The 26,900-nt window shown below is 43.3% G+C and carries 19 protein-coding genes; 14 read left to right on the top strand and 5 right to left on the bottom strand.

Features of this window, described 5'->3' with window-relative positions; all coding sequences use genetic code 11:
• Positions 1 to 421 precede the first annotated feature (421 nt).
• The 7 genes from OQE68_RS13395 (at position 422) to OQE68_RS13365 (ending at position 15,776) form a co-directional block, all read left to right on the top strand.
• Positions 422 to 3,715 carry a BRCT domain-containing protein gene (locus OQE68_RS13395; RefSeq protein ID WP_180568101.1) on the top strand — a complete coding sequence of 1,098 codons (3,294 nt, stop codon included), beginning with the start codon at positions 422 to 424 and terminating at the stop codon, positions 3,713 to 3,715.
• Positions 3,712 to 10,248: a HEAT repeat domain-containing protein gene (locus OQE68_RS13390; protein ID WP_180568102.1), complete on the top strand. Its 6,537-nt coding sequence runs from the start codon at positions 3,712 to 3,714 to the stop codon at positions 10,246 to 10,248. The genes OQE68_RS13395 and OQE68_RS13390 overlap by 4 nt, the downstream gene beginning before the upstream one ends.
• Positions 10,241 to 12,118 (top strand): SWIM zinc finger family protein, encoded by a 1,878-nt coding sequence (locus OQE68_RS13385; protein ID WP_180568103.1) that lies wholly within the window; start codon positions 10,241 to 10,243, stop codon positions 12,116 to 12,118. The genes OQE68_RS13390 and OQE68_RS13385 overlap by 8 nt, the downstream gene beginning before the upstream one ends.
• Before the next feature lie 56 nt (positions 12,119 to 12,174).
• Positions 12,175 to 13,467, top strand: a complete 1,293-nt coding sequence (locus OQE68_RS13380; protein ID WP_180568104.1) for a retron St85 family RNA-directed DNA polymerase — start codon at positions 12,175 to 12,177, stop codon at positions 13,465 to 13,467.
• Positions 13,468 to 13,638: 171 nt separating this feature from the next.
• The gene (locus OQE68_RS13375) at positions 13,639 to 13,926 is read left to right on the top strand and encodes a hypothetical protein (RefSeq protein WP_180568105.1); all 288 of its coding nucleotides are present in this window, start codon (positions 13,639 to 13,641) and stop codon (positions 13,924 to 13,926) included.
• An 83-nt stretch (positions 13,927 to 14,009) separates the two neighbouring features.
• On the top strand, positions 14,010 to 15,185 hold the full coding sequence (locus OQE68_RS13370) for a phage tail protein (RefSeq protein ID WP_180568106.1): 1,176 nt from the start codon (positions 14,010 to 14,012) through the stop codon (positions 15,183 to 15,185).
• Positions 15,186 to 15,320: 135 nt separating this feature from the next.
• A complete protein-coding gene (locus tag OQE68_RS13365; RefSeq protein ID WP_180568107.1) occupies positions 15,321 to 15,776 on the top strand; it encodes a hypothetical protein in 456 nt (151 codons plus the stop codon).
• 47 nt (positions 15,777 to 15,823) lie between these two features.
• Here the strand turns inward: OQE68_RS13365 and glmS are convergent, their stop codons facing one another.
• On the bottom strand, positions 15,824 to 17,656 hold the full coding sequence (glmS, locus tag OQE68_RS13360; protein WP_180568108.1) for a glutamine--fructose-6-phosphate transaminase (isomerizing): 1,833 nt from the start codon (positions 17,654 to 17,656) through the stop codon (positions 15,824 to 15,826).
• Positions 17,657 to 17,772: 116 nt separating this feature from the next.
• Here glmS and OQE68_RS13355 point away from each other — a divergent pair, with 116 nt between their 5' ends.
• Entirely contained in the window at positions 17,773 to 18,519 is a 747-nt protein-coding gene (locus OQE68_RS13355; protein WP_180568109.1) for a TrmB family transcriptional regulator, read from the top strand.
• A gap of 504 nt (positions 18,520 to 19,023) precedes the next feature.
• On the opposite strand, the gene OQE68_RS13350 is transcribed toward OQE68_RS13355, so the two are convergent.
• Both OQE68_RS13350 and OQE68_RS13345 read right to left on the bottom strand, forming a co-directional pair.
• Positions 19,024 to 19,893, bottom strand: a complete 870-nt coding sequence (locus tag OQE68_RS13350; RefSeq protein ID WP_180568110.1) for a type 2 periplasmic-binding domain-containing protein — start codon at positions 19,891 to 19,893, stop codon at positions 19,024 to 19,026.
• Between the two features lie 72 nt (positions 19,894 to 19,965).
• Positions 19,966 to 20,352: an acetyl-CoA sensor PanZ family protein gene (locus OQE68_RS13345; protein ID WP_180568111.1), complete on the bottom strand. Its 387-nt coding sequence runs from the start codon at positions 20,350 to 20,352 to the stop codon at positions 19,966 to 19,968.
• Between the two features lie 127 nt (positions 20,353 to 20,479).
• On the opposite strand from OQE68_RS13345, the gene OQE68_RS13340 reads away from it, so the two are divergent.
• Positions 20,480 to 20,902, top strand: a complete 423-nt coding sequence (locus OQE68_RS13340; RefSeq protein ID WP_255490833.1) for a hypothetical protein — start codon at positions 20,480 to 20,482, stop codon at positions 20,900 to 20,902.
• A 17-nt stretch (positions 20,903 to 20,919) separates the two neighbouring features.
• Complete coding sequence (locus OQE68_RS13335; RefSeq protein ID WP_180568113.1) at positions 20,920 to 21,459, top strand: MerR family transcriptional regulator; 540 nt, start codon at positions 20,920 to 20,922, stop codon at positions 21,457 to 21,459.
• Positions 21,460 to 21,467: 8 nt separating this feature from the next.
• Here the strand turns inward: OQE68_RS13335 and hslR are convergent, their stop codons facing one another.
• Positions 21,468 to 21,875 (bottom strand): ribosome-associated heat shock protein Hsp15, encoded by a 408-nt coding sequence (gene hslR / locus OQE68_RS13330; protein WP_180568114.1) that lies wholly within the window; start codon positions 21,873 to 21,875, stop codon positions 21,468 to 21,470.
• A 16-nt stretch (positions 21,876 to 21,891) separates the two neighbouring features.
• Positions 21,892 to 22,563, bottom strand: a complete 672-nt coding sequence (gene yrfG, locus OQE68_RS13325) for a GMP/IMP nucleotidase (protein ID WP_180568115.1) — start codon at positions 22,561 to 22,563, stop codon at positions 21,892 to 21,894.
• An 80-nt stretch (positions 22,564 to 22,643) separates the two neighbouring features.
• Here yrfG and nudE point away from each other — a divergent pair, with 80 nt between their 5' ends.
• The 4 genes from nudE to OQE68_RS13305 all read left to right on the top strand — a co-directional run bounded on the left by nudE (position 22,644) and on the right by OQE68_RS13305 (position 26,829).
• Complete coding sequence (gene nudE / locus OQE68_RS13320) at positions 22,644 to 23,195, top strand: ADP compounds hydrolase NudE (RefSeq protein WP_180568116.1); 552 nt, start codon at positions 22,644 to 22,646, stop codon at positions 23,193 to 23,195.
• Positions 23,196 to 23,257: 62 nt separating this feature from the next.
• A complete protein-coding gene (gene cysQ, locus OQE68_RS13315) occupies positions 23,258 to 24,079 on the top strand; it encodes a 3'(2'),5'-bisphosphate nucleotidase CysQ (RefSeq protein WP_180568117.1) in 822 nt (273 codons plus the stop codon).
• A gap of 57 nt (positions 24,080 to 24,136) precedes the next feature.
• On the top strand, positions 24,137 to 24,928 hold the full coding sequence (locus OQE68_RS13310; protein ID WP_180568118.1) for a substrate-binding periplasmic protein: 792 nt from the start codon (positions 24,137 to 24,139) through the stop codon (positions 24,926 to 24,928).
• 260 nt (positions 24,929 to 25,188) lie between these two features.
• Entirely contained in the window at positions 25,189 to 26,829 is a 1,641-nt protein-coding gene (locus OQE68_RS13305) for a peptide ABC transporter substrate-binding protein (RefSeq protein ID WP_180568119.1), read from the top strand.
• The last annotated feature ends 71 nt before the right edge of the window (positions 26,830 to 26,900 follow it).

The raw sequence follows: 26,900 nt of genomic DNA, 5'->3' as shown, positions 1-26,900 counted from the left end.
ATTATTCATTTTTTGGTTGCGACACTCATATCGCTTTGTTATAAAAAGATAACTGTTTCTAGTAAGCAGTTGCTGGAAGTACAGGTTTAGCTGAGTGCTCTGCACTGTGGTTAGCGTTGCGCTGACCGAGGGGAATAGTCCTCCAACTTTCAAGCACAATGACGACTGTTTCAGCCCCACTTCGACGGTAGTGCACCTACTTGTTGTTGCGGTCTGGAACAACCACGCCGATCGGGGTTCCGCACAACAAGTAGGTGCACTACCGTCGGTGGGATCAGTGAGTCGTCAATGTTCCAGGTTTAGTAGTAAACCCTTCCAGAATAGGGGTTGGGCTCTCTTAATTTTGAGGGAGCACTTTCCCAACTCTTCCTAATACTTTCTATACCCAATACAAATAAGCTAACAGGAAAGGGGACGATTTGTGTCACTACGATTGACGCTCGATCAACTACATCGGGCATTGCAGGTAAGCGACCCTCAGCTTGTAAGACTCATTATTCAACTTTCCCAACAAATAGAAATCCCTGAAAAACCCATTCGCCAAGGCGCCGATACATTTGATTCATTTATTGCTGAAATTTCCACCAGTGCCTTCCGCAAAAAACCGAAAGAAGAACAATGGGCTTTACGGGTAGAGCGAATTAAAGCTTTAGAAACGGCTGATGCTGAAGTCCCATTAACTGAATGCTTAAAACTTCACCAAATATTATTTGCCCTTTACGAAAAAAATGATGCTTTCAGTCGTTGGTGTTTGCTGGCCGTTTTTCCAGAAATTGAGCTAACTTACGGCCCCTGGCGGGCATTAAAAGCTATATTCAAACAAGCCGAAGCTGATAATGATACCATTATTTATGGTGCATTGGCCGCCCGTTTTGATCAAGCATTAGCCAGCGGTCATTTTAAAATCAATCGCAGTACCTTAGTGTACTTAACTCGTCGTGCTTGGCGTTATTTACGCCGAAAAGGCGAGCAACTTCCGGCTTGCTACCCAGATACAGCCTGTGATGTATTAGCCCATTATACTGATGACACCCACTGGTCACACACCTGGATTGCCAACCATATTTTTTATCATGAAAATGGTCAGTATAACCGCAACCGCTTTACCTTTCGTTCTCGTCCCAGCACTTTACTGAAATATCGTGCATTTGCCGACAGCTGGCGATTAACTCCCAGGCCATTATTTGCATTACTAGAGCAAGCACAAGCAGAACAAGTTCGCCGTTATGCCACTACTGCGTTAAAAACCGATTTCCGAGCCAGCCTGCGTGAAGTAGAGCCGCAATGGATTAGCCGCTTAGTCGGTAATCAAAGTGCCACAATAGACGACTTTGTTATTTGGGTGTTGGATAACGTCCCCCGCTTTGAACAAACAGCTTTTAAAACATTAGGCTTACACGACACCGTATTAGCATTATTTAACTCCCCTTCAGATAATGCACGGGTTTATGCTGCCAGCTATGCTCGCACCCATGCACGGGACCTCTCCATTCCAAGCTTAATTCGCTTAATTGATAACAGTAATGAAACAGTACGTCAGCTAGCGTTTGACTTAATTCAATCTCACGAGCCACGCAAAGGCATTGGCCTTGATAACTGGGGTGCTATTTTAGAAACCCACTATGGTTATCAATTTGCCGAAAGTGTCTTACTTAAACATTTCAGCAAACGAGAATTAACGCCAGACTGGTATCAACAACATTTGTTGCAACCTGCATCCAACGGGTTTGATTTTACGGTTAAACACCTTACTCAGCATCATTCAAATAAATCGTTAGGTGCTCTCTATTTTAGTCAGCTATTAGAAATGCTTGACTATCAACAACAGCGGGCACGTAAAACCATTCGTTTTGCTTGTGAAGCATTAACGGAATTTGATTTAAACAGTTTACCCACTGACTTTTTAAAAGCTACTTTAATTAACCCCAAAACCCAACGCTATATTGCGCACTGGGTAGATCAAGGGTTATTAAGCCCCAAATCACTAGAGTTAACTTTTTTAAAAGCCATTGCTTTCCACCTCAGTTGGGAACAGGATGCCTGGCTAACAGCCCTTAAGCAATCTAAGCCTTGGGCAAAAGAACTGACTTATTCACAAGAATTAGCCGAAACGATTTTTGCTTGGCTGGCCGATATACGTCATTTTACGCCAGAGCAATTAAGCTTTGATTGGTTAATGACTTTGGTTGAACGCAGCGAGCCGCTTTATCACGACTTTGCTGTGGATGTCATGAACCGGGCCTTTTTACCCGCAGATTTTGCCCCCGACACAGGCGAGCAACCACCATCAAAAACAGCCACAAGTGCTGAAACAGAAATTAATGTAGACTTTGGCGGCGACAGCTTTTTATTTACTGGCAAGCTAGCCAAGATGACTCGCTCTGAGGCGAAAAATAAAGTGACTACCGCTGGTGGCAGCAACGCCTCTGGTGTGACCAAAAAATTAAAATGGCTCGTCATTGGTGATGATGGCTCGCCACTATATGGAGAAGGACGCAAAGGCTCCAAACAAGTTAAAGCTGAATCATTAATTGAAGAAGGAGCTGAATTAAAAATTATATCCGAGACTGCTTTTTTACAAATGCTGACAGGTGAGCAACGAGAATTTTCCGATGATGCTATCGATGCAGGTTGTAACCGTCTGTGGAAAATGATGACTACGCCAGGCAAAGAAGATGCACCGCTCACTTTATTTGCCCTATCGTATATTCGTCATCACCACCCAGATATTTGTTTAAAAGAAACCGATCGGCCTGTAGACCCAGGTGCAGAAATCCCAGCTGATTTTCTGAGTTTTGAACGGGTACAACCATTATTTAATGATAATCGCATCAATATCCGCGCTTTCGCTTTAGAGCTGGCCCATTGGGAATTTGCTCGCTGGCAACCCCCCATCGAAAATATTGTGGCGTTATGTGAATCACCCTATAAACCGGTACGGGACTTTATTGCCAAAGCCCTTACGGCTGATGCTACTCCAGAACACAAGCGTTACCGACTGGACCCAGATATTCTTACGCCAGATGCCGTGTATAGCTTTTGCGAGGCAGCCGATCAATCAGCGCGCAAGCTGGGCATGGTGTTAATTGAAAAACACCCCCGATTACAATTGCCACAAGAATTATTCCGGCTTACCGAAAGCCCCGATCGGTCCGTTCGCGGTTTTGTCATTCAACGTTTCTGGCACTGGTATCGGGACCGAGGCATTACCCAAGGTTGGAAGCCACAATTGTCGTCTGTTGCTACGCTTGGGGCAAAAGCCAAACAACAAGCCGAAGCTGACCAGCAGAATTTAGGCGCTGGTGCACCTGTCAAACCAACAGCACTACCCGCTGACCATGACAGCTTGGAACAATTCTTACGCCGTATTCTGTTTGAAATTGCTCCTGGCCGACTAGCGAAAAACAGCTCTTCCAGTAAAACAGCTAAAACCAGCAAGAAAAAAGGCAACGGCGAAATGATTAATAAATTAAAACCATTGCCGACCCGCAAGGCTAAATTGAATGTAATTGAAACATTACGGGATATTGCCGTAGCAGATAACGATTTTGCCCGCTACGTTTTGCCCTTACTGCAAGAATTTAAAGGCTCTCGCGGTAAAAGCGAACATGCTGCCTGCTTAGTCGCTGTTACACGTATTACGGCAAAGCACCCTGAATTATCAGTATTGACTACTCCAAAAATGGGTGCTCAATTAAAGGGGAATGAACAATGAACGATATAATAGAAAAGTTTCTCCCCTATCGTGGTGATATTAAAGCGTTAGGGGCCAGTGAAAATACCGTTTATTTTATTACTGAGCACCCAGAAAAACAGCTTACGCCGTGTTATCAGCTTAATTTAGAAACTCAAGCCCTCAGCGAAATTCCACTTAACAACAGGGCCAGTGCACTATTAGTTTCCAAAAGCCCATCCAATAAAAAGGACCAAGTGTGGATAGGTGACATTGCTGGTGGTATTTACTGCAATGGTAAACGGTTAACTCAATTAGCCGACGACCAAAATACGTCAGTCAATGCCTTAGTTGCATTAAGTCAGCAGCGGTTAGGGGTGTTAATTGGTCGCAAAATTGAGATTATCGATCAAACCAAAGGCACTCAGTTACAAACTCTTGAACTATCTCCCAATCAACTGTCCCCAGAAAAATCAGAAACCGGAACGGCTATCGCAGCGGATGCCAGCGGCCAATGGCTGGTTGTTGGGACCAATAAAGGCACCGTTTTGGTTTTTGAAAATGAAGATGAAGACCAAACAGCATTTAAACTGAGTGAGTCAGACAAATTACATGAAGGGGCTGTTACAGCCTTAGCGTTTGACCCCACTGAATTACGATTTTTATCCGCCGGTAACGACAATAAACTGTTGCTGACCCACGCCCGCGGCAAGCTAGAGCCAGAAGACCGCGATCGAGGTGCGGGCCATGCCGCTCCCATCACAGCAATTGTGCACCCTTCTATCCAGGCAAACATCCAGACAACAGCCGAACGGTTTATCACTGGTGCTCAGGATAAAACTTGTAAAAGCTGGCTGCGCAGTGGAGCCACTCGCCCTTCTACTTTTAGTGAAGGGATTGGCTCGGTCACTGGGTTAGCCATTGCAGCGATTCATCACCGACCTCATTTGGTAGTCGCCAGCAATCAACGATTAGCAGTTGTTGCCCTTGATGCCGCCGGTAAGTTTGGCCAACTCACCCACCGTATTTACGACACCTATGCACTGGCTAAAAACGAATTAGCCAGCGCTCAAGTTACCCATCGTCAAGCCGCTATTGAACGGTTAGCCAGCTATGGGGATAAAGCGTCACTACAGTTGCTGGATAAACAAGTTCGTCAAGACCGAGATTTTGCTTTACGTCAACTGATTGCAGAGCGGATTGCTACCACTAACCACCCTGACACCCAACGGTTAGTCGAGTCGTACCTCAACCACAAAGATGAAGCCATTAGAACGGCCACCTTTGCTCGATTGCAGGAAAGGTTTGGATCAGACGAGCCCTTACGCCCAATGACCTTAGCCCTAAAAACCGGCCAGACGGATGTGGGCAAACTGGCAGTGAATGCGCTGGCCAATATAGCTGCTGAGGATGAACGGGCCATGATGCGCTTAACTGACGCACTGGATGCAAAGGCCTACCCCGTAAGAATGCTGGCATTGGCCCGCTTAGAATCAGTTAACTCAGAAGCCAACATCGTTGCCCTTGGGGCGAGCCATGCTGATGTTCGTCGAGCCTCGTTAATTCGCTTGTTTCAGCGAGCGTTACTGGAGCAACCCCGGGTGTTATCCACACTACGGCGTCGCCTGGATGACAGTAACACAGAGGTGCGGCAAACCGCGTTTTTAGTCAGTCTATTCAGCCGTCCGGCATTAGCTAAAGCTATTCGCGAACGAGATAAACATCTCCACCGATTGCTCTTTGATATTGAAGAGTTTGATATTGAACAGTTTGCCTTAGAAGCCGGCTTGGCAGACCAGTCCACGTCTGCCAAATCCAAATCTGCCAAGCCAAAGCCTGTTGAATCAAAGCCTGCCGAAAAAGCCAAAGAGCTGCCTAAAACCCGCAAAACCAAACTTGCACTCACCACTGCCGACTATGCACCGCTACTGCAAGCCACAGCCAGTTTATCCTTGGATAGCTGCTTGCTCGGTGCACATTGCCTGGCCTTGTTGAATGATCCACGAGCCTTTGGCTTATTACTCCAATTAAGTCGAGCAGAAGACAGCAGTGCACGAGTACGGGTTTGTCATGCGCTAGCCAACTTAAATGACCCACGAACCGATCAGCGGCTACAAACGCTGCTTAATGACTCTGCTACTGAAGTCAGAGACGCTGCATTTACTGCGCTTGCAGCTATTCATGAGAGTCAACCACTCACCGCTGTACAGTTGGGATTAACCAGCCAGCATGCAGATGTGCGTCGCCGTGCTTTGCAAAGCCTGGTAAGGGTGGCCAAAAAAGATGAGGTTTCCACAGTACATGAAGCGCTTTTCCAGCACGCCTTAAACGATGGCACCCCCAATGTGCGTAGTGAAGCCTTTAAAGCGGTGCTAAATCTACCCATGGGTGGCAGCCAGGAGTCAGCATTGCGATTTGCCTTACAGAGCACCCATGCAGATATCCGTCGTGAAGTGCAAACTGAGCTAATAGCCGAGGCCAGCCAAAGCTGGGCCTGGGCCTTGTTACTAGCGTTATTCAGTGATCCAGACCAAGGCATTCGTTATGAGGCCCTAGCCTTCACCTTAAAGAAGACCAAAGGCCGCGACTATGCACCACTGGCTGCTGCGCTGAAGAGCCCCTACCGTGATACGCGCTTAACTGCCATTAGCGAACTGAGCAAAAAACCTGGCGAACAGTCCCAGCAGCTATTGATCAGTGCAATCAATGATAGTGAACGAGACGTTCGTAAACAGGCTATTCAGGCATTAGTGGATGCCAAGGCCAATGCCGCCTTAAAGCAGGCTATGCGCAGTGAGTACCAGGATGTGGTATTACAAGCTGCCAATGCCTGCGCCCGATTAGGTGATGACGCAGCGCTTGAACCACTATTGAGCCTGGTAACGCTAACAAAGCCTGAAAACAAGGACGACGCTAAGCGCTGGCAAGCCACTATTGAATCGGCATTAACAGGTTTAAGTCAGTTACAGTCGCCTGCTTGTGTGCCTGCTGTAGCGCCCTTACTGGCAAGTGACATTAGTGCTATTCGCCGGGCTGCCGCCAAGGTATTGACCTGGTGCTGCGATGTAAACCAGCAGGAAGTGCTAGAGAAGGCCCTGCAACACCAAGATAGTGAAGTGAAGCTCGCTGCTGCTCATGGCCTGGTTTTGCTAGACAACACCCATCAGCTGGCCATGCAACAAGCCCTGGCGCAAAGTCGCAGCCAACCTGAAAAGCTACTTTGTGTGGGTGCACTCATCGGCTTTGGTGATGAGTGCCCCGACAGGCTGAGCAGCTACCTGGATGATCCAGATCATTTAGTGAGCTTTCCTGCGCTGGTCGTGCATTTGCTGCAAGGTTACAAAGGCCAGTCTCCTACTCATCTGTTAGCCATGCTATCAGTCGAAAACCCGATGTTTCGCCTGATTGCCGCCCAAGCCATTGAGCACTTTCACCATCAAGAGGCTTATACCACTCTGCTAAGTGCGCTGTTTAATACTCAGTCTGGTGAAAAGTGGCAGATCAGCAACGACGTGATTGAGCTGTTTGCTGAGCTAGTGATATCCGGTAACAGTCGTTTGCGCTGCAAAACCTTACAGTTATTGGCGCACCTGTTTGCCGACAAGCAAGATGCCTGGGACCACGCCTGGCAGCACCACACCCAACGCTATCAAACAGAAATCAATGGGCTACTGGCAGCAGTAGGAAAACCCAAGTCGGCCAAAACTAAGCCAACCCAAGCCAAGTCAGCAAAAATAAAAGTCGACCAAACCGAGTTGGAGCAAATGGCCTTTGGTACCTATTGTGGTTTGGTCCGTGAGCAAGGCAAAGCAGCCGGTCGCCGTAAGGTGGCTTATACCGATAGTTCCATTATCACCGTACGCCAATCGGCACTCACGCTACTGTCCGCTATGTGTCAGCGTGACACTAGCCTGCTTGCAGCAGCTGAGTCAGTGTTTATGCAGGCATTGGGTGACCCTAACCAGGCCGTGCGGCTATATGCGCTAGACCAGTTACAAATATTAGGTACTGACACTAGCCTGCTTGCCAATGAGTGTCTGGAAACCGGCCATAATGATCTGGGGGTAAAAGCCCTGGAAATGCTGACCGAAGGGGAAAGCCTGAAGCAAGGCCAGGCCATTCTGCAACAGGCAATGGTGAGCCGTACTGATGACCTGGCACTGGAAGCCGCTAAGTTACTACTGAAAACCAGTAACCCCATCACCGTGGCCAAACCTGCCCTGGATGCAGTGGACAGAACCGTCCGGCTAAGAGCCATCGACTGGCTGGCTGATGACTATGACAACCCAAAAGCCCAGACGCTGCTGCATAAAGCACTGAACTCCCGCCACCCAGAAGTACAAGAAAGCAGCACTTATGCCCTGGCAGTTAAGAAAGATACCAAAGCCTTTGATGCACTCGTTACCCTGCTAAGTAACCTGCTACTTGATCACTCAGCCAGAGGCTTTAGCCGTGAACAGCGCCGGGCAATTCAAGCCCTGGTTAAGTTAGGTGACCCCAAAGGAGCCAATGCACTACTCGACCTGATTGAGCAGCTAGAGCCATTGGCTAACACCACTAGCGAGCAAATCAGCACCCTGTTTGAAGCAGCTGGTAACTTTCGAGAAACCACTGTTGCTTCCAGGCTGCTAACCATGATGGATAAGCCGGGATGGCAGCAAGGGGCTTACTTGGCCTTACTCAGCATCAGTGGCTACGACCAGCCTATTGAAGACCCTGAAGATGAAAAGGTCGATAAAAGCTGGCTTGAGCAGCAACACCCCCGCCATGATCAGCTACTGAAGCAGCTGCTAGAGCGTTGTGTTGAGTTAGGCAAAGTTAACCTGATACTGGGCTTGATTGATGCCGCACGCTGGTCTCCCACAGATGCAGTAAACGATGTGTTAGCCACCTTGACTCACCATGCTGACAATGAGGTAAGAGAACTCAGTGTCTATGCCCTTGGCTGGCGGATCAGAAAACGTAACGGCCCTAGTACTGGCGTCGTTAACGCCCTTACCCATCAACACCCTATCACTCAGTTTTGGGCAGCTTACTGCTTGGCCCTAGCTGGTAATGCCCAAGGTATCAGCATCTTGTTGGCTGGGGTCGACACCCTGGCTGACTTAAAACTGCGTCAATATGCGGTGCAAGCATTAGGCAAACTGGGTGATGAGCGTGCCTTGGATACCCTTTTACGACTGGCAAAAGATGACGAGCATGCTCTACAAGAAGTGGCTGCTGAAGCCATTGGTCACTTAGGCCAATCTGATCAGGCTGAAACCATATTTGAGCTGTTGCAGCGCTTTGTCACCAGTGATCGTTGGGGCTTGGTGATTAATGGCCTGCATGGCTTGCGTTACTTTGATACCCATGCTGGCTGGCAGCTAGTCCGAGAAAAAGCCGTAGATGCTTACTTCTTTGGCCGGGAAACTGCCCTGGAAGTACTGGGCTATAACAATGACCCAGCCACCCAAGACCTGTTATTGGCGGTACTGGCAGAAGACGGTGCTAATTACTATGGCTGGGGAGCAATAGCCCTAAACAGTGCCAGACGATTATTTGGGGGTGACGCCTTAGCACCTGATTATGCCTTTTTAAGTTGTGGGGCTGAGGCTTACCGAACAGATGATGACTTCAGCCGTTCATTACAGCGGGTTTGCCAGACTGGCGAAGCCAAAGAAATATTTCGTATTCTGCCTGACTGCGCTAATGGCGTTCGTACTCAACTGGCCATGAGCTTGCTAAACCGAGAGCCATTGCCCCTCAAAGAGGCCACTACCGCTCTGAGCAGTCCTCATATGGAAACCGTGGAAGTAGCCGCAACCTTAATGGGCTACAGCAGTGCTACAGCCAAGGCTGGCATAAAAGCTATCGAAGCCGCACTGGCTAACTGGGCCACTCAATGGGCTGAAATGAGAGAGTTAGAACGTAAAGGCATGAGCCATTACCACGCTGATGAAAGCGAAAACCTCTCTCGAACCCTGCAACGGCTGGTATGGGTAGCGGGTGTAGCAGACTGTAGCGCTGATAGCTTGCTGAGTTTAGCCAATGCTCATCAGGATGACCCTGCCTTCAGTGATATTCGGTTTGCGGTTTACACAGCGCTGGCAACCATCAAGCCCACCAGCGCTATTCAATCTTTAATGGCGGAAGCGATCTTCCATACCGATAGCCGCATCCGTAGCTTGGCAGCCGCTGTTATCAACAACACAAAAGCAACTCCCGTTGAAGCTTTGGCAGCTCAGGCAGTCAGTGATCGGCTGGTTTATCAGCAGCTTACCCAACGGTTCGACGCTAAATCACTGAATGAAGCCAACCTATCAAATGCTCACTTACAAGGGATCGTGCTTCCCCAAGTGGTTAACAGCCAAAATACTGATGCCTTACTGGCAACCACACTAAATAGCGAGCTGGCTGAAAACACTCGCTTAGGGGCTATTGAAGCACTGGCACAGGTCGCCAGCACGAAGGGGGAGTCAGCCTTGGTTAAGGTAGCAACCAATGAGTCGCTGGATGAGGACTTACGCAAAATGGCATGGCGTTGTTTGCGTCGATCTAAGCGGGTAAGGGCAGCAGGAAAAAATTATGAGTAATGATAAAACAACAACGGAAGCGGAAAGCAGCCCTTCCCATACTGAAATAGCCATTGAGTATACAGGGCAAAGCCAGGTCACCACTAAAGACGCTAGTGCTGAGCTAAGCCTGTTTGGCAATATCAAGCGTGATCCAGTAAGTCTGGTGGGCAAAGTTAAGCAACCCATGGCCCTGCGAGAGGCACTTGCTACGCTGTATGCCATCGTTGGTAGTGATTATCGCTACAAACCTAAGGATCGTACGGCGTATCAAGCCTATCGGCGGATGCGTAATGAGTCAGCTAACAAGAATGCCTGGCAAGCCCAGCAAGACTATTTTAGTTGGCTGCTACGTAACGACCCACTAGCCTTTCTGATTTTAGATCCGGTCATCAGTGTGCAGCCAGATCAGCTAATGTTGGAAGTGTTTTCCAAAGATGAAGGCACCTATGCCAATCTGGCCATAGATCTATCTGCCCTGGAGTTGGAAGGCACGCCTACTTGTGGCACCACCAATATCGATTTTAGTGAAGCCCTGAATGACAGCATTCAGCAATTCCGCAGCTATCGAGATGCCACCCTGCGAGTGGGTCAGGCAACTGTTGCCGTAGAGGTTGAAGGGGACAACACTCTAGAAAAGCAAATTAAGGTGCCAGACTCCTGGTTACGAGGCTTTCTCCAAGTACAATCTGCCGCTATGTTGCCCAGTGACAGCTTTAGCCTGGCTCCAATGGACCTGTATAACTGCCTGCGTCAGCTACGCATGAATGCAGATGTAAAAGGCAAACGTCGTGGCTTACGAGTTGAGTTAGTCCCAGGGGAAGCCCCCCGATTAGTGTTAGAGCCCTGGGAAACCGTGATTGAATCCAGTGCAGGCATTTATCAGGGCAAACAGGCCAAAGTGGTTCGATTATGGGGGCGACGTCGGTTGATGTTATTGAAGCGACTACTGCCCTTTATTGAGTCGGTGGATGTGCATATTGCCGGTAGCGGCCTGCCCTGCTTTTGGGTATTACATTGTGGGCCAATGACATTAACCCTGGGATTAACGGGGTTTACTGCCAATGACTGGTCTCAGGCGTGTACTTTTGATTTACTGCTACCCAGAGCATCAGCTACTGATAAAAATGATGCAGGCAATAAAGCGCTGAAAAAAATCATTCAGCACCTCAGTAACAGCTGGTTTGCCAGCCGGGACACTATCGCCACTACAACAAAATTAAAGCAATCAGAGCTCATTGCAGCCTTACAACTTGGCTGCCAACATGGACAACTGATGTATGATATTGCCCACCAGGTTTATCGACTGCGCCCACTGACTAATACGCCATTAGACCTATCGCGATTGGAATTTCGCAACCAGCGGGAACGGAAGGCCCATGATTTATTAGCAAGAAAAAATGCTATCACCATTAGCAGTGAAAACCGTATTTATGGCACTGGTACAGAAATAACGGGCAAAGTAGAAGTTAACGAAGACAAGCGGGATTATCGCCCCCAATTTTTAATGTCGGAAGAAGGCTTTGTTTCAAAAGCAGAATGCAGTTGCAGTCTATTTCGCAAGCAAGGGTTAAAAGCCGGTCCCTGCGAACATTTAATTGCCTTACGACTAGCCTTTGCCAAACGGGAAATACAGCGTAAAAACAACAGTAAATCGCGCAATACGGTTACCATGGAAACCCGTACTTATAGCCGCCGAGATAAACAAGGGGAGCATGTGTATCAGCTATCTCTGGATCATAAACGGGTTAATTGCCGATGGGGACGGGCTGGGTCAAATTTGCGATTACAACGTTTTCAATTTAATTCCGTAGCCATGGCCCGAGCGGATTATTTATCGCGAATCGATAAGCTCATAAGTAAAGGCTATTTAGACGCATCTGCCGAATAATACCCTTTTTGAATGCTTTTTATGCTTTGGGTAAAAAGAATTAATAGTGAAAAAATATGACTCAAAAAATAAATCAGTTATGGAATGCTATCGAAAAAGCCGGCAGCATGAATGCTTATATCGATAGCCAATTACGAGAACACGGTTTTTTAGTTAAACGTCGTGATACCGATAATATGTCTAAGCGTGAATTAGACCGGTATAAAAAAGAACTAAAAGCAGAGGCCGCTGAAAAAAGGCGTTTAAAGAAAGTGGCCTGGCAAGCCTATAAAGCCAATCATATTGTGCATTTAGGTGATGGTGTTTATTGGAATGATCATGACAATTTTGATCGCTGGGATTTAAATAACGCAGAAGAACGTGCGGCTGAAAATGAATTACCAACATTAGACAAACCACAACAGTTAGCCCAGGCACTGGGTATTACCATCCCCCAGTTACGCTGGCTGGCTTTTCATCGAGATGCCGCAACTGAATTACATTATCGTCGCTTTACTATCCCCAAAAAAGACGGCAGTGATCGTGCTATCTGGGCACCTAAAACCTTGCTAAAACGAGCGCAATATTGGATTAATGACAATATCACCCGTCAGTTAGTCGTACATGGCGCGGCGCATGGGTTTATCGCGGGACGTTCTATTTTAAGTAATGCTGAGGTGCATACCAACGCAAAAATTGTGCTAAAAATGGATCTGAAAAACTTTTTCCCCACTATTACTTTAAAACGAGTAAAAGGCTTATTCCGCAAAGCAGGCTACCGCGAGCAAATTGCCACTTTATTGGCTTTATTAGTCACAGAAGCCCCAAGGGAAGTCGTTGAAGATCAAAACAAAACCTACTTTGTTTCAATGGGGCCACGCTGTTTGCCCCAAGGCGCTCCAACCAGCCCAATGATCACCAATGCATTATGTTTAAAGCTTGACCGACGGTTAACCGGCTTAGCTGAAAAGTTTGGCTGGCGCTATACCCGATATGCAGACGACTTAACTTTTAGCCTTCCTGATGGCAAAGATAAAGAACCAAACTTAGGCAAGCTGATGCATGTAATCAAACAAATCGTCAAAGATGAAGGCTTTATCATTCACCCTGAAAAAACCCGAATCACTCGTAAAGGTGGACGACAAAAAGTCACAGGCTTGGTCGTGAACGGCAAAGAAACGCCACGTGTACCCCAAAAAACCAAGCGGGAATTACGGGCCGCAATTCATAATCTTAAAAACGGCAAACCACTACGGGAAGGCGAGACCCTAGCGCACCTTGAAGGGCTGGCCGCATTTATTTGCATGACAGAGCCAGCGTTAGGACATAAAATGTTGGCTCAGTTAAAAGATATAACCAACGCTTTGTAAATATACTCTTCGCGAATGATTATTAGGCTTTGTTACCATCGCTCTTCACCCCAGTCATTTAGCTTATCTAAACTCCTGGGGCTTCATCACTTGGTGGCCTCGCCTAGATAACCCTTCGCTTTGAGTATATACCACTTACTTTTGCATCTAAAAATGATCCGTAATAGGTATATGCCTCAAAATATTCAACAAACTTTTTGCCTACTTAAATCTGAAGCTCACTTGCTAGGAAAGCAAAGCTATATTAAATCACGGATTGAACAGAGCGGCTTTACCATCACCGAAAAATGGTCAGTTCGACTGACTTTCGGTGATGTTTTCCGTATGTATCAAGGCTGGGTACCCCGCATTGCCACGGTATTACGCCTTCCTCCCCTGTTTAAACTCGACATGTACCTGCTAGAAGGCCAAGACGCTATGCTACATACCTATGACTACTTTGATGTATTTGATGAGTGAAATATTTCACCTGATGCTAGCCCTTGAAAAGGAGGAAAATAGCGCTTAACAAATTCTAAGCAGGAAAACTCAACACTTAAACCATGAACAAACAATACTATAACTTACTTACTGAAGTCGGTAAGGCAAAACTCACCAACGCCACTTTAATGGGTGGCAAACTCAAACTCACTAAAATTAAAGTGGGTGACGGCGGTGCTGATGAAGGTAAAGAAACTTTCCCTAACGAATCAGCTACCAGCCTGATTAGAGAACGCTGGACGGGTAATTTAACCAACCTCTCCGTTGACCCATACAATAAAAATTGGGTAATTGCAGAAGCCTTAATTCCTGTGGATGTCGGTGGTTTTTATGTAACCGAATTTGGTTTGTATGATGATGAAGGCGACCTGATTTGTATTGGCAAATACCCCAGCACCTATAAACCATTAATTCCACAAAGCAGTGGTACATCCAACAGTCTTTACCTAAAGGTTATTTTACAAATTGCGAATGCCAGCAATGTTGAATTAAAAGTAGATTTATCGATTGCAATGGCATCACGGGAATATGTAGATGACAACTTTGTAAATAAATCTGGCGGTATTTTTAGCGGCGATATCGGAGTAACCGGTGAAATTTATGCAGGGGAAAATCACGATAAGCAAGTGTATCATGAAGGACATAAACCAACCAAAGTGGATGTAGGACTGGGTAATTTACCTAATGCGAAATCTGATGCCATTAGTGATAATAGCTCAGATAAATTGGCTACGGCTAAAGCGGTGAAGAAAGTTTATGATAGGGTTTCACAGCACTTAGCAGCACCAGATCCTCATCAGCAGTACCTTAAAATTACAGACTCAACTTCAAATGAAGAAATAAATAGCAGTGAAGCTGATAATAAGTATGTTACTCCTAAGAAACTACGCTTTGGATTTAAATGCTCCTTAAAAGAAAATGGCTATATTGCATTTCCATCATGGCTAGGTGGGATAATTTTACAGTGGGGAAAGGTAAATTTTATTGGCCCACCAGGTTCAACTAATTCAAACAAAGTATCTGTTACAGGAAGTTTTACTATGCCTTTTCCAAAGTCTATATTTGCTGCTGTTGCTACAGGAATCAATAACGACCTTCCCACAGAAGGTGAAGAGTTAAACATAGCTATAAGAGGAGTGAGTAATGAGTCGTTTGATTTTCTTGCAACCCGTGTAACAGGTTCAAATAGCAGCGCCAATGAAAAGGCTGCATTGATGTATCTTGCTGTTGGGCACTAGAATAGTTCTTCAATTAAAAAGGTTTCATAGAAGATCACTCGCTTTGAACTATAAAAAAATAAACTTAATGGCTTTTTGATAATTTTCATACTAAAATAACCGCTTATCTAAGCCAACTAAAGCTATCAATACACTATGAAAATCAACATCATCCCACTCCTTTTTATTATTTTACTCTTGCCTGCTTGTGACTCTATTGACCCCAAAGATAATACAAAGGCAAGAGAGGCTTTAGTAGGTACATGGAAAGGAAATGGTGATTATGATGTTGAAAACTCAGGTACCGAAGATTACTGGAAAGCGACTCGATACGCTGATGGGCAATATGACTTAGAAATACTAACCTTAGACCCTAATAAAAAAACCTACGAGTACTACAAAGAAAAAGGTCAGTGGCAGGTGAATGATGGGTATTATACTGAAGTTTCTACTGATAATGATGAAACTAAGTATATTATTCTTGATCTTTCAAGCAAGAGATTCGATTATAATGATGCCTCTGAAACTGATCATAGCTATTATATCCAAGAGAATCGAGTTAAAAGCTCGTATAGTCTAAGAAAACCACCTAGTGGTTATACAGAAAAATAGCTTTATTATTCACAAACCAAGCCTTGGCACTCCCAAGGCTTAATACCTTATATAACCGTCACACTCTTCGCTAGATTTCTCGGCTTATCCGGATTATGCCCTCTTTGAATAGCCAAATAATAAGCAAGTAATTGACAGGGAATAATATGAGTAATAAGGCTTGCTGAATTATCCGTCACAGGAAGTTTAAGCATATAATCAAATAACTCATTTGGTTGTTGGCTAATACCGATGATCATGCCGCCACGAGCTTTTACTTCTGAGGCGATTGCTGTCATATAGGTAGCATTGGTTTCATCCATAAAACAAATAACTGGGGTACCTTTTTCGATTAGCGCTATTACGCCATGTTTTAATTCACCGGCGGGAAATGCCTCTGCATGGATATAACTGGCTTCTTTTATATTTAATGCACCAATTTTACCTGCACCAATAAAATGGCGGTTGCCTAACAAGTAAACATTATCGCCAGTTATCTTTTGAGCCAGGCTTTCTATAATTTGTAGGTTTTCATCGTTAAAATAGTGGCTTAGTTGATGAATAAGTTGCTCAATTTCGACTTTAGCCGATTCATACTGATGAATAACTGTTTTAGCTAGTAAATAACCAAAAGTTAACTGAGAAGTACTGCTTTTGGTGGAAAGTACACACACTTCAGGACCTGCATAGCTTAAAAATGCAAAGTCAGATAGCCGTGACAACATGGCTCCCGGCATATTCACGACACTGGCAACCAGTGCTCTTTTACGTTTGGCTTGCTCGATAAAATTTAATGTATCAGCCGTTTCGCCACTTTGACTGATTGCTATGAGTACATCATTAGGTTCTATTGATGCCAAATAACTTTCAGATTCATAAGCCGGTATAGGCGTGGCAAAAATACCCGCTATTTCCCGTAGCATTGCAGCAATTTGCTCCCCAATAAAAAATGCTGCACCGGCCCCTGTGATAAATACATTGTTGGCATTATTGATAGCTTTGATCATTGCTTCCAGCTGTTGACGCTCAACCGCTGCAGCTCTTGGAATAGTTTCCCACTGCTGTTGGATTTCTTTGATCATGAAATGGGAAAAACCTTCACGGGAATGCTCCAGCTCCTGACGTTCAAGTATTTGCCAATCAGGCTCAACTGATTTATTTGTATGTAAATCGATGAGTTGCACCCTATTTTGTTCACAACAAATCATTTGCAAGTCATTAACTAGTAAACAGGTATGGGTATGTTGTGCAAAGGAGTAATAATCTGACGCAAGAAACAGCTCATCATAACTGTCGGCGGTTATATTATTTGGCTTTATCCCTGCAATTAAAGGTGAACCATTACGTATGCCAATTAACAATTGAAGTTCAGCACAAATCAATACTAGGGTGTTTCTTCCCTCTAGTTTTTTAAAGACTTGACTGATAGCTGTTTGATAATCCTTTGGGGTAAGCCTGCTTTCTTTTTGAATTTCATCTTTCAGTTGTAGCTGGTTTAACTCGTTTTCAATCAAACGAACAATGACTTCCGTATCGGTTTCACTTACAAATTTAACTTCTTGTAAAACAAGCTGGGTCTTTAGTGCCTGATAATTTTCGACGATACCGTTATGAACCAGAGAAAATTGCTTAGAACTAGACACATGGGGATGACAGTTTGTAATGTTTACCGCACCATGAGTAGCCCAACGAGTGTGGCCAAGTGCCATGGCTCCTTTCACATCAATAGGCGTAATATCCGCTGTTTGGAGTGGATCAAGTGTTTTATACACTTCGATACTGTTCTGTATTGGGATTGCTAATCCCCAGGAGTCATACCCTCTATACTCCAAACGCTGCAAGCCTTGAACAACTGTCGTCACTGCATTGTTTTTACCAATATAAGCAAATATACCGCACATTGTTTGTCATTCCTCTACTGACATTATCGTTTTAATGAATGGCTAGCCTATTGATAGTGCAGCATATATAAAGCATACTTGGGTGAATAGACTAGTTGTCAGCAGAAATTTGACAAATGAATATAAAACAGGTGCTAGCCCAGTTAGATTTAGAGCCTCGAGAGGTTGATGTTTACTGTGCCTTATTGACCCTTGGCACAGCCTCTATCAGGGATATTGCGGAAAAGTCAGGCGTCAACCGTGGTACAACCCATGAGATTCTTAAACATTTATTAAAACGTGGTTTAGTCAGTTTTTATCCTAAGGGTAAACGCCGTCACTTTTGTGCCGAGCCACCTGATAAGCTATTAGAGTTGGCGACTGAAAAACAGGAAAGACTACAGTCAGCAACACGACACCTAACAACTGATATTATTCCAGATTTAAATCGACTCAGATCTGAAACCGGTTCACCCCAAGTAAAATACTATGAAGGAGATGAAGGAATAGAAAAAGTATTAAAAGACATTTTAAATACGGCTGAAAATAGTGAATCAAAAACTTATGACGTTTACTCTTCTAAAGCCATCCGAAAATATCTTTATCGACCTTTCCCTAATTACACGCTACAACGGGTAAAGCGTAATATTCGTGTTCGAGCTATTGCGATTGGCAAAGGTGGCGAAGAGGCACCTCTCTCAGAACGGAAGTGGATTGACGATGGCAATAATGGCGGACAAGCCAGTTATGTAGCCATTTATCCGCCCAAGTGTGCCATGATTTCTTTACAAGAAGGGAATTATCCAACTGCGGTTGTTATTGAATCTGCAGCCATTAGCCAGGCATTGCAGTTATCATTTAGTACGCTTTGGCAGTTATTATAAAAATATATTTTTATAATATGTAGAATCAAGACTTTGGTGCAATTAAGGCTCATAAAGCACCAGCACAAGCTGAAGCAATAGCTACTAGAATTTGTGGTATTTCCATTAGAAGCTAACCACACGCTACCAATCAGCCCAATAAATACACCACTAGAAAGTGCATATACTGCTGTTCGGTAAACATGCCGATCTTTTTCTAAAGGCTCAGGCCTTTTTAATGGAACCGGAGGTGGCGGTGTATTACTGTTTTCGCTACTTCCCCAGTTTTCATAATCTAAGCTTTCCGTTTCACTTTCCATTAACATCCTTTTTAAGTTGGCATTGACATGGTTACCTATACTCCTGTAAACAATAGCTTATGGGTTTCCCCCGACTTGTCTTTGATGTATATCTCTGCTCCCTGCTCAATTTGGCTAGCCAACATTGCTGCCAGGAAAAGCGAATAAGAAACGGCGCCCGCTTTACTTCGGGCATGGATAATACGCTGTAGCTCAGTGGTATTGATTAAGGATTTAATAGTACCCAGTCAGCCACATCAGGATTAATAAATTTTGACTCTAGATAGGCTCGTTCGATTTCTTTATTTTTTCTTAAAATAGCTATTCCTTTATTCAAGTGCGCATAGATTTTATCTGCATTCTTTGATTTTTTCGATACGACAAAACTACGCTCACCCAATAGTTTGACTTTAATGCCTTTTACTGGCACAAGGTTTATATCTTTTAATTTTTGCACTTTATGTTGAGTCTGACTAAACTCAAATAGCGTAAAATCAGCCCTATTGTTATTGATTAACTTATACATAGATTCCAAACCATTGGTTTCATAAAGTGTATCTAGCCCAAAGCTTTCCATAGTATTCCAGTCGATAACCCAATTTTTTATCATCACCCCTTTAAATTTTTTCAACTCATCTAGGGATTTGACATTAGCTAATCGGGTATTGCCTGCCTTAACATAGACACCCTTAATAAATCCTCCTATTGGAATAATTGGCTCTGTCTTATAAAGTACAGATTCGTCAATTTCGTTTTTCCAGATCGTTTCTGCCGGAATGTTTTCTCTGCCTCTTTTTACTTCTGCTAGCATTCTGGAATAGTTTGGGTAAAGGGTAAGCTGAAGATTAAACTTAAGATCACTCTCATATAATGCTCGACAAATTAACATTAAATCAACCGTCGCTCGATTAGCAAACTCCGAGTGATAGGTTTTTAACATTTTACAGGGAACAGCTGTGTTCCAATGTTGAAAGTTCTCATACACATACTCAGGTGCAGCTATCTTTACTTTAATTATTTCTCCAGCAATACTACGTGAAGACAATAATAAGTTACAAATAGTAACAGTAACTAGTAGAAATGATTTCTGTGCCATTTTTTAACTATACCTTTTAACTACACCCAGCAATATGTCTTCTTCTGAGTGTAGTCAAGCATACAGAAAGTATTATATTTTGGTGGCGTGTTTTTCAAAGTATATTATTGGTTTATCAGTCAGTAACTGGCACCCAGCCTTAGCTGCTTGTTTAGTCAGTACCTGCAATATTCGCTCACCCACTCCCCGGCCTTGATTTGGCAACCCAACACACAGCAGCTCTACATTCCACTCTATAACTGCATGGCTTATTAATACCCAACCAATCAGGCGACTATTAAAACGAGCCCCGTATAAGTTGAAAACAGCTTTATCTATCCCCAACCAAAATTGCTCAAATGTAGAAGGTAAGTCCGAAGTAGAAATAAGTGTACTTGCCACGATTTGCTGATAGCTTTTATCTATATCCTGGTAATCTTGCTCACTAATGTTAGTCAATACTTCTACAGTTACTGGCACTTTGCCTACTCCTCTCCAACCAAACAGGGGAAGTATACCCTAAAATTCATTCACGAAGAGTATATATTGACCTGTCTATAGCTTTATACCTTAAGGTGAGGTTTTTACACCCAAGATGGAATGTGATATGCCACTTTCAGACCAAGACTTTATAGAACAATTTGAGCAACAAACCTTACCTACAGAATATTTCAACCATGTAGGTCACCTTCGCTTGGCCTGGTTGTATCTACAGCAATATGAACTGAATGCTGCTATTAACAAAACCACTACAGGCATTCAGGCTTATGCTAATCACTTAGGGGTTAAGGATAAATTTCATCATACAATTACAGAGGCATTGGTCCATATCATCCACCATCGTACTTTAGCAATTGTTGATAGCAACTTTTCTGATTTTTTGTTAGCCAATCAGGATTTAGTGAATAATGCTAAGGATGTGCTTGGCCAATATTACTCAGCATCAGTTTTATTTTCTGCAGAAGCTAAAAAACTGTTTGTTGAGCCTGATAAACTTGCTTTTAACAACAGACAGTCAGAAATAAGCTAAAGGATTCCTCTAAAACTATGTTCACTATTGGTCAACTTTGTAAGCAATTTAATTTGTCTCGCAGTACTTTGTTGTACTATGACAAAATAGGCCTGCTAAAACCTTCCGCCCGTAGTGAAGCTAATTATCGCTTATATACTGAAGCTGATAAAAAGAAAATGGAGTTAATCAACACCTACCGTCAAACAGGTTTATCTCTGGAAGAGATCACTCAAATTGTAGATAGCGATGAAAGCAAAAGCTGCTCGATTTTAGAGCAGCGCCTACTACAACTCAACAAAGAAATTAATCAATTACGTCAGCAGCAACAGGTAATAATACAACTTATTGAACAACAATCTTTACACGCAAAATCCCGTAACATCAACAAAGAACAGTGGGTTCAATTACTAAGGGCCACAGGGTTAACTGATGCAGACATGACCCGCTGGCACATTGAATTTGAAAAGGCGATGCCAGAAGGCCATCAGGATTTTTTAGAATGTTTAGGTATTGATGAAAAAGAAATAAAAGCTATCCGTGCCTGGTCAAGACAAGGTGATAGCCTTCCTGAGTAACTTTTATATTAGTGATCCATTTTATCCTTAAACTGTCGAATATCCCGCCGCTGCTTTTTGGTTGGGCGTTTATCTGGTGACAACTGACTGGCATACACCGACTTTCGTTCAGCCACTTTGGCTTCTCGCTTGCTGATACTCTCAGCTGTTTCTTCATATAACAGTTGCGCTTCTGGTGCTCCACGACGCTGCTCAGATAATGCCTTGATGATAATAATACGCTCATCCCAACCCTGACGAATCGTTAATTGATCACCAACCTGTGGCTCTTTGCTGGGTTTGGTCCGTATGCCATTATAATGAACCTTTCCTCCCTCAATAGCTTCTTTAGCTAAGTTTCGGGTTTTAAAAAAGCGTGCTGCCCATAGCCATTTATCTAAACGAACTTTATCGCTTCCTTGACTGTTTTTTGCCATTAATAAATAACCTCTCTTATACAGGCAATAAGTCATGATAATTTGTTACTGCCTCAAACTCTTCAGTATCTCTTAATTCTTTCGTACTATCTGGCTGCTTTATTGCTAGCAGGTGTTTAACACCATATTCTTTTGCTGATCTTAAAATAGGTAAGCTATCATCAATAAAAAGTGTACGCCCACCATCAAACGCTATACGCTCACTCAACCCCTGCCAAAACAGTTGTTCCTCTTTTGGGTAGCCAAACTCATGGGAACTAATTAGCAAGTCAAAGTATTGGGCTAACTCAACCCTTTCCAGCTTTAACGATAAACTATCTTGGTGAGCATTGGTAATCAGCACTACCTGTTTATTTGATTGATGAAGTGCTCGCAAAAACTCATCCGCACCGGGGCGAAGGGTAATTAAGTGTTTTATTTCCTGCTTAAGCTCAACCATATTCAAGTCTAGCTCTTGATTCCAATAGTCAAGACAATACCACTCAAGCTTACCCATCATTTGCTCAAATTTAGGATAAATATGGTGTTTTGCTTCATCAATTGACAACTGGTGCTTCTCAGCATATTTAACAGGCACATGCTCCAGCCAAAAATGATTATCAAAATGTAAGTCCAATAAGGTGCCGTCCATATCGAGAAGCACTGTATCAATTTGTTGCCAATCCAACATACTATCCCCTTTTGACATACTGTACCCTTTTGAGTTGATGCGCCCATTTGAGTTGAAGTAAGCAAGGAGTATGATAGCTTGTTTAAAAGGGGAAAAAAATGAAAACCAAGCCAACCATATTAGATCAAAAAATAGTCGCCGAAAGCCGTCTATTTCGTATTGAACAAATGGCCTTACGTTTTAGTAATGGTGCCGAACGAGTTTATGAGCGGCTAGCCCCACGAGGCACTGGCCATCAGGCAGTGATGGTAATTCCATTAGTCAATGATAATGAAGTGGTATTAGTTCAAGAGTATGCAGCAGGCACTAACCAGTATGAGTGGTCTTTACCAAAAGGGCTGGTAGAGCCAGGAGAAGACCTCTTAGCTGGCGCAAACCGAGAGTTGCAGGAAGAAGCAGGCTTAGCAGCTCGACAGCTAAAAGAGCTGACTGAGTTTAGTCTTTCACCCAATTATATGTCTCATAAAATGAAGGTGGTTCTGGCTCAAGACCTTTACCCTTCTCGACTGCCAGGTGATGAACCTGAACTACTGGACACTTGCCGGCTCCCTCTAGAGCAGTTATACGAATGGACAACTCGTACGGATTTTACCGAAGCAAGAGCAATTGCTGCGTTATTTTATTTAAAAGAGTTTTTAGCAAAAAGCTAAATGCTCTAACTCAATTTGTTAGTCAAAGTGAATGGCTTGTTACTTTTCGCAAAGGATAAATTATGAAACTTCTGATTGAGCCTTTACTTTTAATCTGCCAACAAGCAGGTAAAGCTATCATGGATGTTTACCAGCAACCTGACTTTCAGCAGTGGCAGAAACAAGATCAGTCGCCCGTCACTGCTGCAGACTATGCATCCCACCAGATTATTATTCAAGGCTTACAACAACTTGCTGATCAATACCCCATATTATCTGAAGAGTCTGCAACCATCCCCTTTAACCAAAGGCAGCAATGGTCACGCTATTGGTTGGTTGACCCCCTGGATGGCACTAAAGAGTTTATTAAGCACAATGATGAGTTCACCATTAATATTGCTCTCATTGAAGATCACCGCCCCATATTGGGAATGCTCTATGTTCCAGTTACCGGTGAATGTTATGCCGGTGGAGAGAATCTACCTCCTATGCATTGGACCCCTGAAAATCTCTCTTGGCAGCCACTTACTACCTATTCTCAGGATAGCCAAACCCTTTCTATTTTAATGAGCCGAAGTCATCTATCTGCAAAAGATCAACAACTATTGGATAACTTAAAACAAGAATTCTCCGTGAACGTGGTTCATGCAGGTAGTGCCATAAAATTTTCTTGGTTAGTCACTGGCAAAGCAAACTTATACTGTCGTTTTACACCAACCTCCGAGTGGGATACTGCCGCAGGCCAAGCAATAGTTGAGTCAGCAGGTGGCATCATGCTTTCCTCCTCAGGCCAGCCCTTTACCTATAACCAACAAGAGTCTCTGATTAATGGGCCTTTCCTGGTTACTACCCTAACAGGCTCTAGCTTTGAAGTTCTCAATAAGATTTTCCAACAAGCCATTTAACCAGATTAATTGTTGCTATTATTGTAGATAAGTCAGTCTTATTACTTTGAAATAACAGTGCCCTATAAAGTCATTGCCTTATTAATCTACTGTTTATTTGCTACCAGCAGTTTAAGCTATAGCGCTCCATTCAAAATTGCTACCTTCCACTTTCCACCCTATGAGTACACAACGGATGAAGGTATTACTGGTATCTCTGTTGATATAGTTAAAGCCGTTTTTAAAGAAATGGAAGTTGAATTTAAACTTATAGAGCTTCCTTGGTCGAGAGGGTTAAGAGCTATAAAAAAAGGAAATATAGATTGTTTTTTTGAAGTTTTATGGAAGCAAGAAAGAGAAGCTTATATGGATTACGCCAAAGAAGTGCTAATGCCGGAAACAGCCTCTTTTTTTGTGTTGGCCAAGTCATCTATTCAGTTCACAAGAGGCTTTTCATCACTAGCTCAATACAAAATAGGTATGCGACAAGACTTTAGCTATGGCTCAAGTTTTGATAAGTCAGTTGACAGTAACCAGTTTAAAATCATCATTAAACGAACTAAAAATGAAGATTTATTACGTATGCTAAATACTGGAGAAATAGATTTATTAATCGGTGATAAATATGGCATCTTATATCTTTACCAACGTACTTTTATCAGGCATAAACACGCTATCAAGCGCCTTAAACCCGATGTAGAAGATACGCCCAGTTATATGGTATTTACCAAACAGCACGATTTATCCGCGCTTCGTGATCAATTTACCAAAGCACTACGCCAGTTTAAAGCAGATGGCCGTTATCAGCGGATTATCAATCGATGGGAAAAAATTCTTCAGCAAAATATAATAGAGAACACACCGCCTTAGTCTTTAGCATCCTCCTTCAATAATTGACACACAATCAAACATACTCACAACACTACATAGATGTTGACCTGCACTCAAGTGACTGGCAACTGTGTGATGTCACTAATCAACCAGCTATTGCTTCTACAACAGTTTTTAAGTAGTTTGAATCTGTAAGCGAAACACTGCTTACCAAGCTTTTACTTGATTAAAAACGACTGAATAGTCGAAAAATAAATAAAAATGGCTTAACCAAAATTACCATTAGGAGAGTAGACCCTGTGAAACTAAACACAATACCTAAATTAATAGCAACGGCTATAACTACAGTAGTTATCACAGCAGGGGCTGGACTTAGCTTCCCCTCAATAGCAGCAGAAGTACCAGCAGGTGTCGAGCTTGCAAAAAACCAAACACTCATTCGAGGTATTGGTGCTGAGCCTGGCTCATTAGACCCGCAAAAAGTAGCCGGTAGTCCTGGCGGATATGTTGTAAGGGACTTATTTGAAGGATTAATGACAGAAGACAGATATGGTAAAGTAATACCTGGTCAAGCAGAGTCCTGGACAGTCAGCAAAGATAAATTAGTCTACACTTTTAAGCTACGTGACAGTGCGAAATGGTCAAATGGTGATCCAGTAACCACTTATGACTTTGTGTTTGCGTTCCGTCGAGCAGTCGATCCAAAGCTAGCTTCCAATTATGCCTGGTATATAGAGTTAATGGGTGTAAAAAATGCCTCCAAAGTGATTAAAGGTGAAGCCAAACCTTTTGAGTTAGGGGTTAAAGCCATTGATCCTAAAACCCTCGAAATCACTTTAGCTAAACCACTTCCATATTTTATTAAAACTCTTGCTCACTACACAACATACCCCGTACACCAAAAAACGGTAGAAAAGTTTGGCGAAAAATGGACTCAACCTGAAAATATAGTAACTAATGGCCCATATAAATTAACCAAATGGATAGTTAACGAGCGTATGGAGTCAGTTAGAAATAAATATTATTGGAATAATAATAAAACTGTTATTGAACATGTTGCTTATCTGCCTATTGAGTCATCTAATTCTGAGCTCAACCGCTACAAAGCAGGTGAAATGCACTTAACTCACACTATACCTGAAGACCACTTTAAAGTTTTACAAAAAACCATTCCAGATGAAGTGAAAGTCCATGGGATGATCTCTACCTACTTTTATGTGTTTAACACCAAGAAAAAGCCTTTTGATGATGTCAGAGTAAGAAAAGCCTTAGCATTAGCAGTTGACCGAAGCATAATAACAGATAAATTACTCGGTATGGGGCAAATACCCACCTTCTCACTCACTCCTCCGTATGTGGACGGCTTTAAAGCACCAGAAAACCCTTACAATAAAATGACCCAAGCTGAACGAGTAAGAGAAGCTCAGAAACTCTTAACTGAAGCAGGAATAAATAAAGATAATCCATTAAAATTTGAAGTTTTATATAACACATTAGAGTCCCATAAAAAAATTGCACTTGCTGCCGCCTCTATGTGGAAAAAAAATCTAAAGCATGTCACTGTAGAGTTGGTTAATCAAGAATGGAAAACCTATCTAGAAAATAAAAGGCTAGGTAATTTCACCGTCGCCCGTTATGGCTGGATAGGTGATTATAATGAAGCATCTACTATGTTAAGTATACTAGGCACATCCAGTGGTATGAATGATGGAAAATATTCAAACCCTGAGTACGACAAGCTACTAGATATGGCTTCTATAGCTAAAGATCCAAATAAGTATTATCAGCAGGCTGAAGCGATTATCGCCAGAGACATGCCAATTATGCCCATATACTTCTATGTAAGTCATGTTTTACTTAAGCAAAATGTAGGTGGTTATGCTAATGCCAATCCCCTAGAAAACATATACTCAAAAAACCTTTATATTACTAAAAAATAACTATTCAACCCTTAAAGAAATGGATCTTCTTTAAGGGAAATAAAAAATACAATAAATATAATAAAAAATGA

Source organism: Spartinivicinus marinus, assembly GCF_026309355.1.
GTDB classification, from domain to species: Bacteria; Pseudomonadota; Gammaproteobacteria; order Pseudomonadales; family Zooshikellaceae; genus Spartinivicinus; species Spartinivicinus marinus.
The sequence above is the reverse complement of the archived record's forward strand: the minus strand, read 5'-3'. Positions and strand labels throughout refer to the sequence as shown.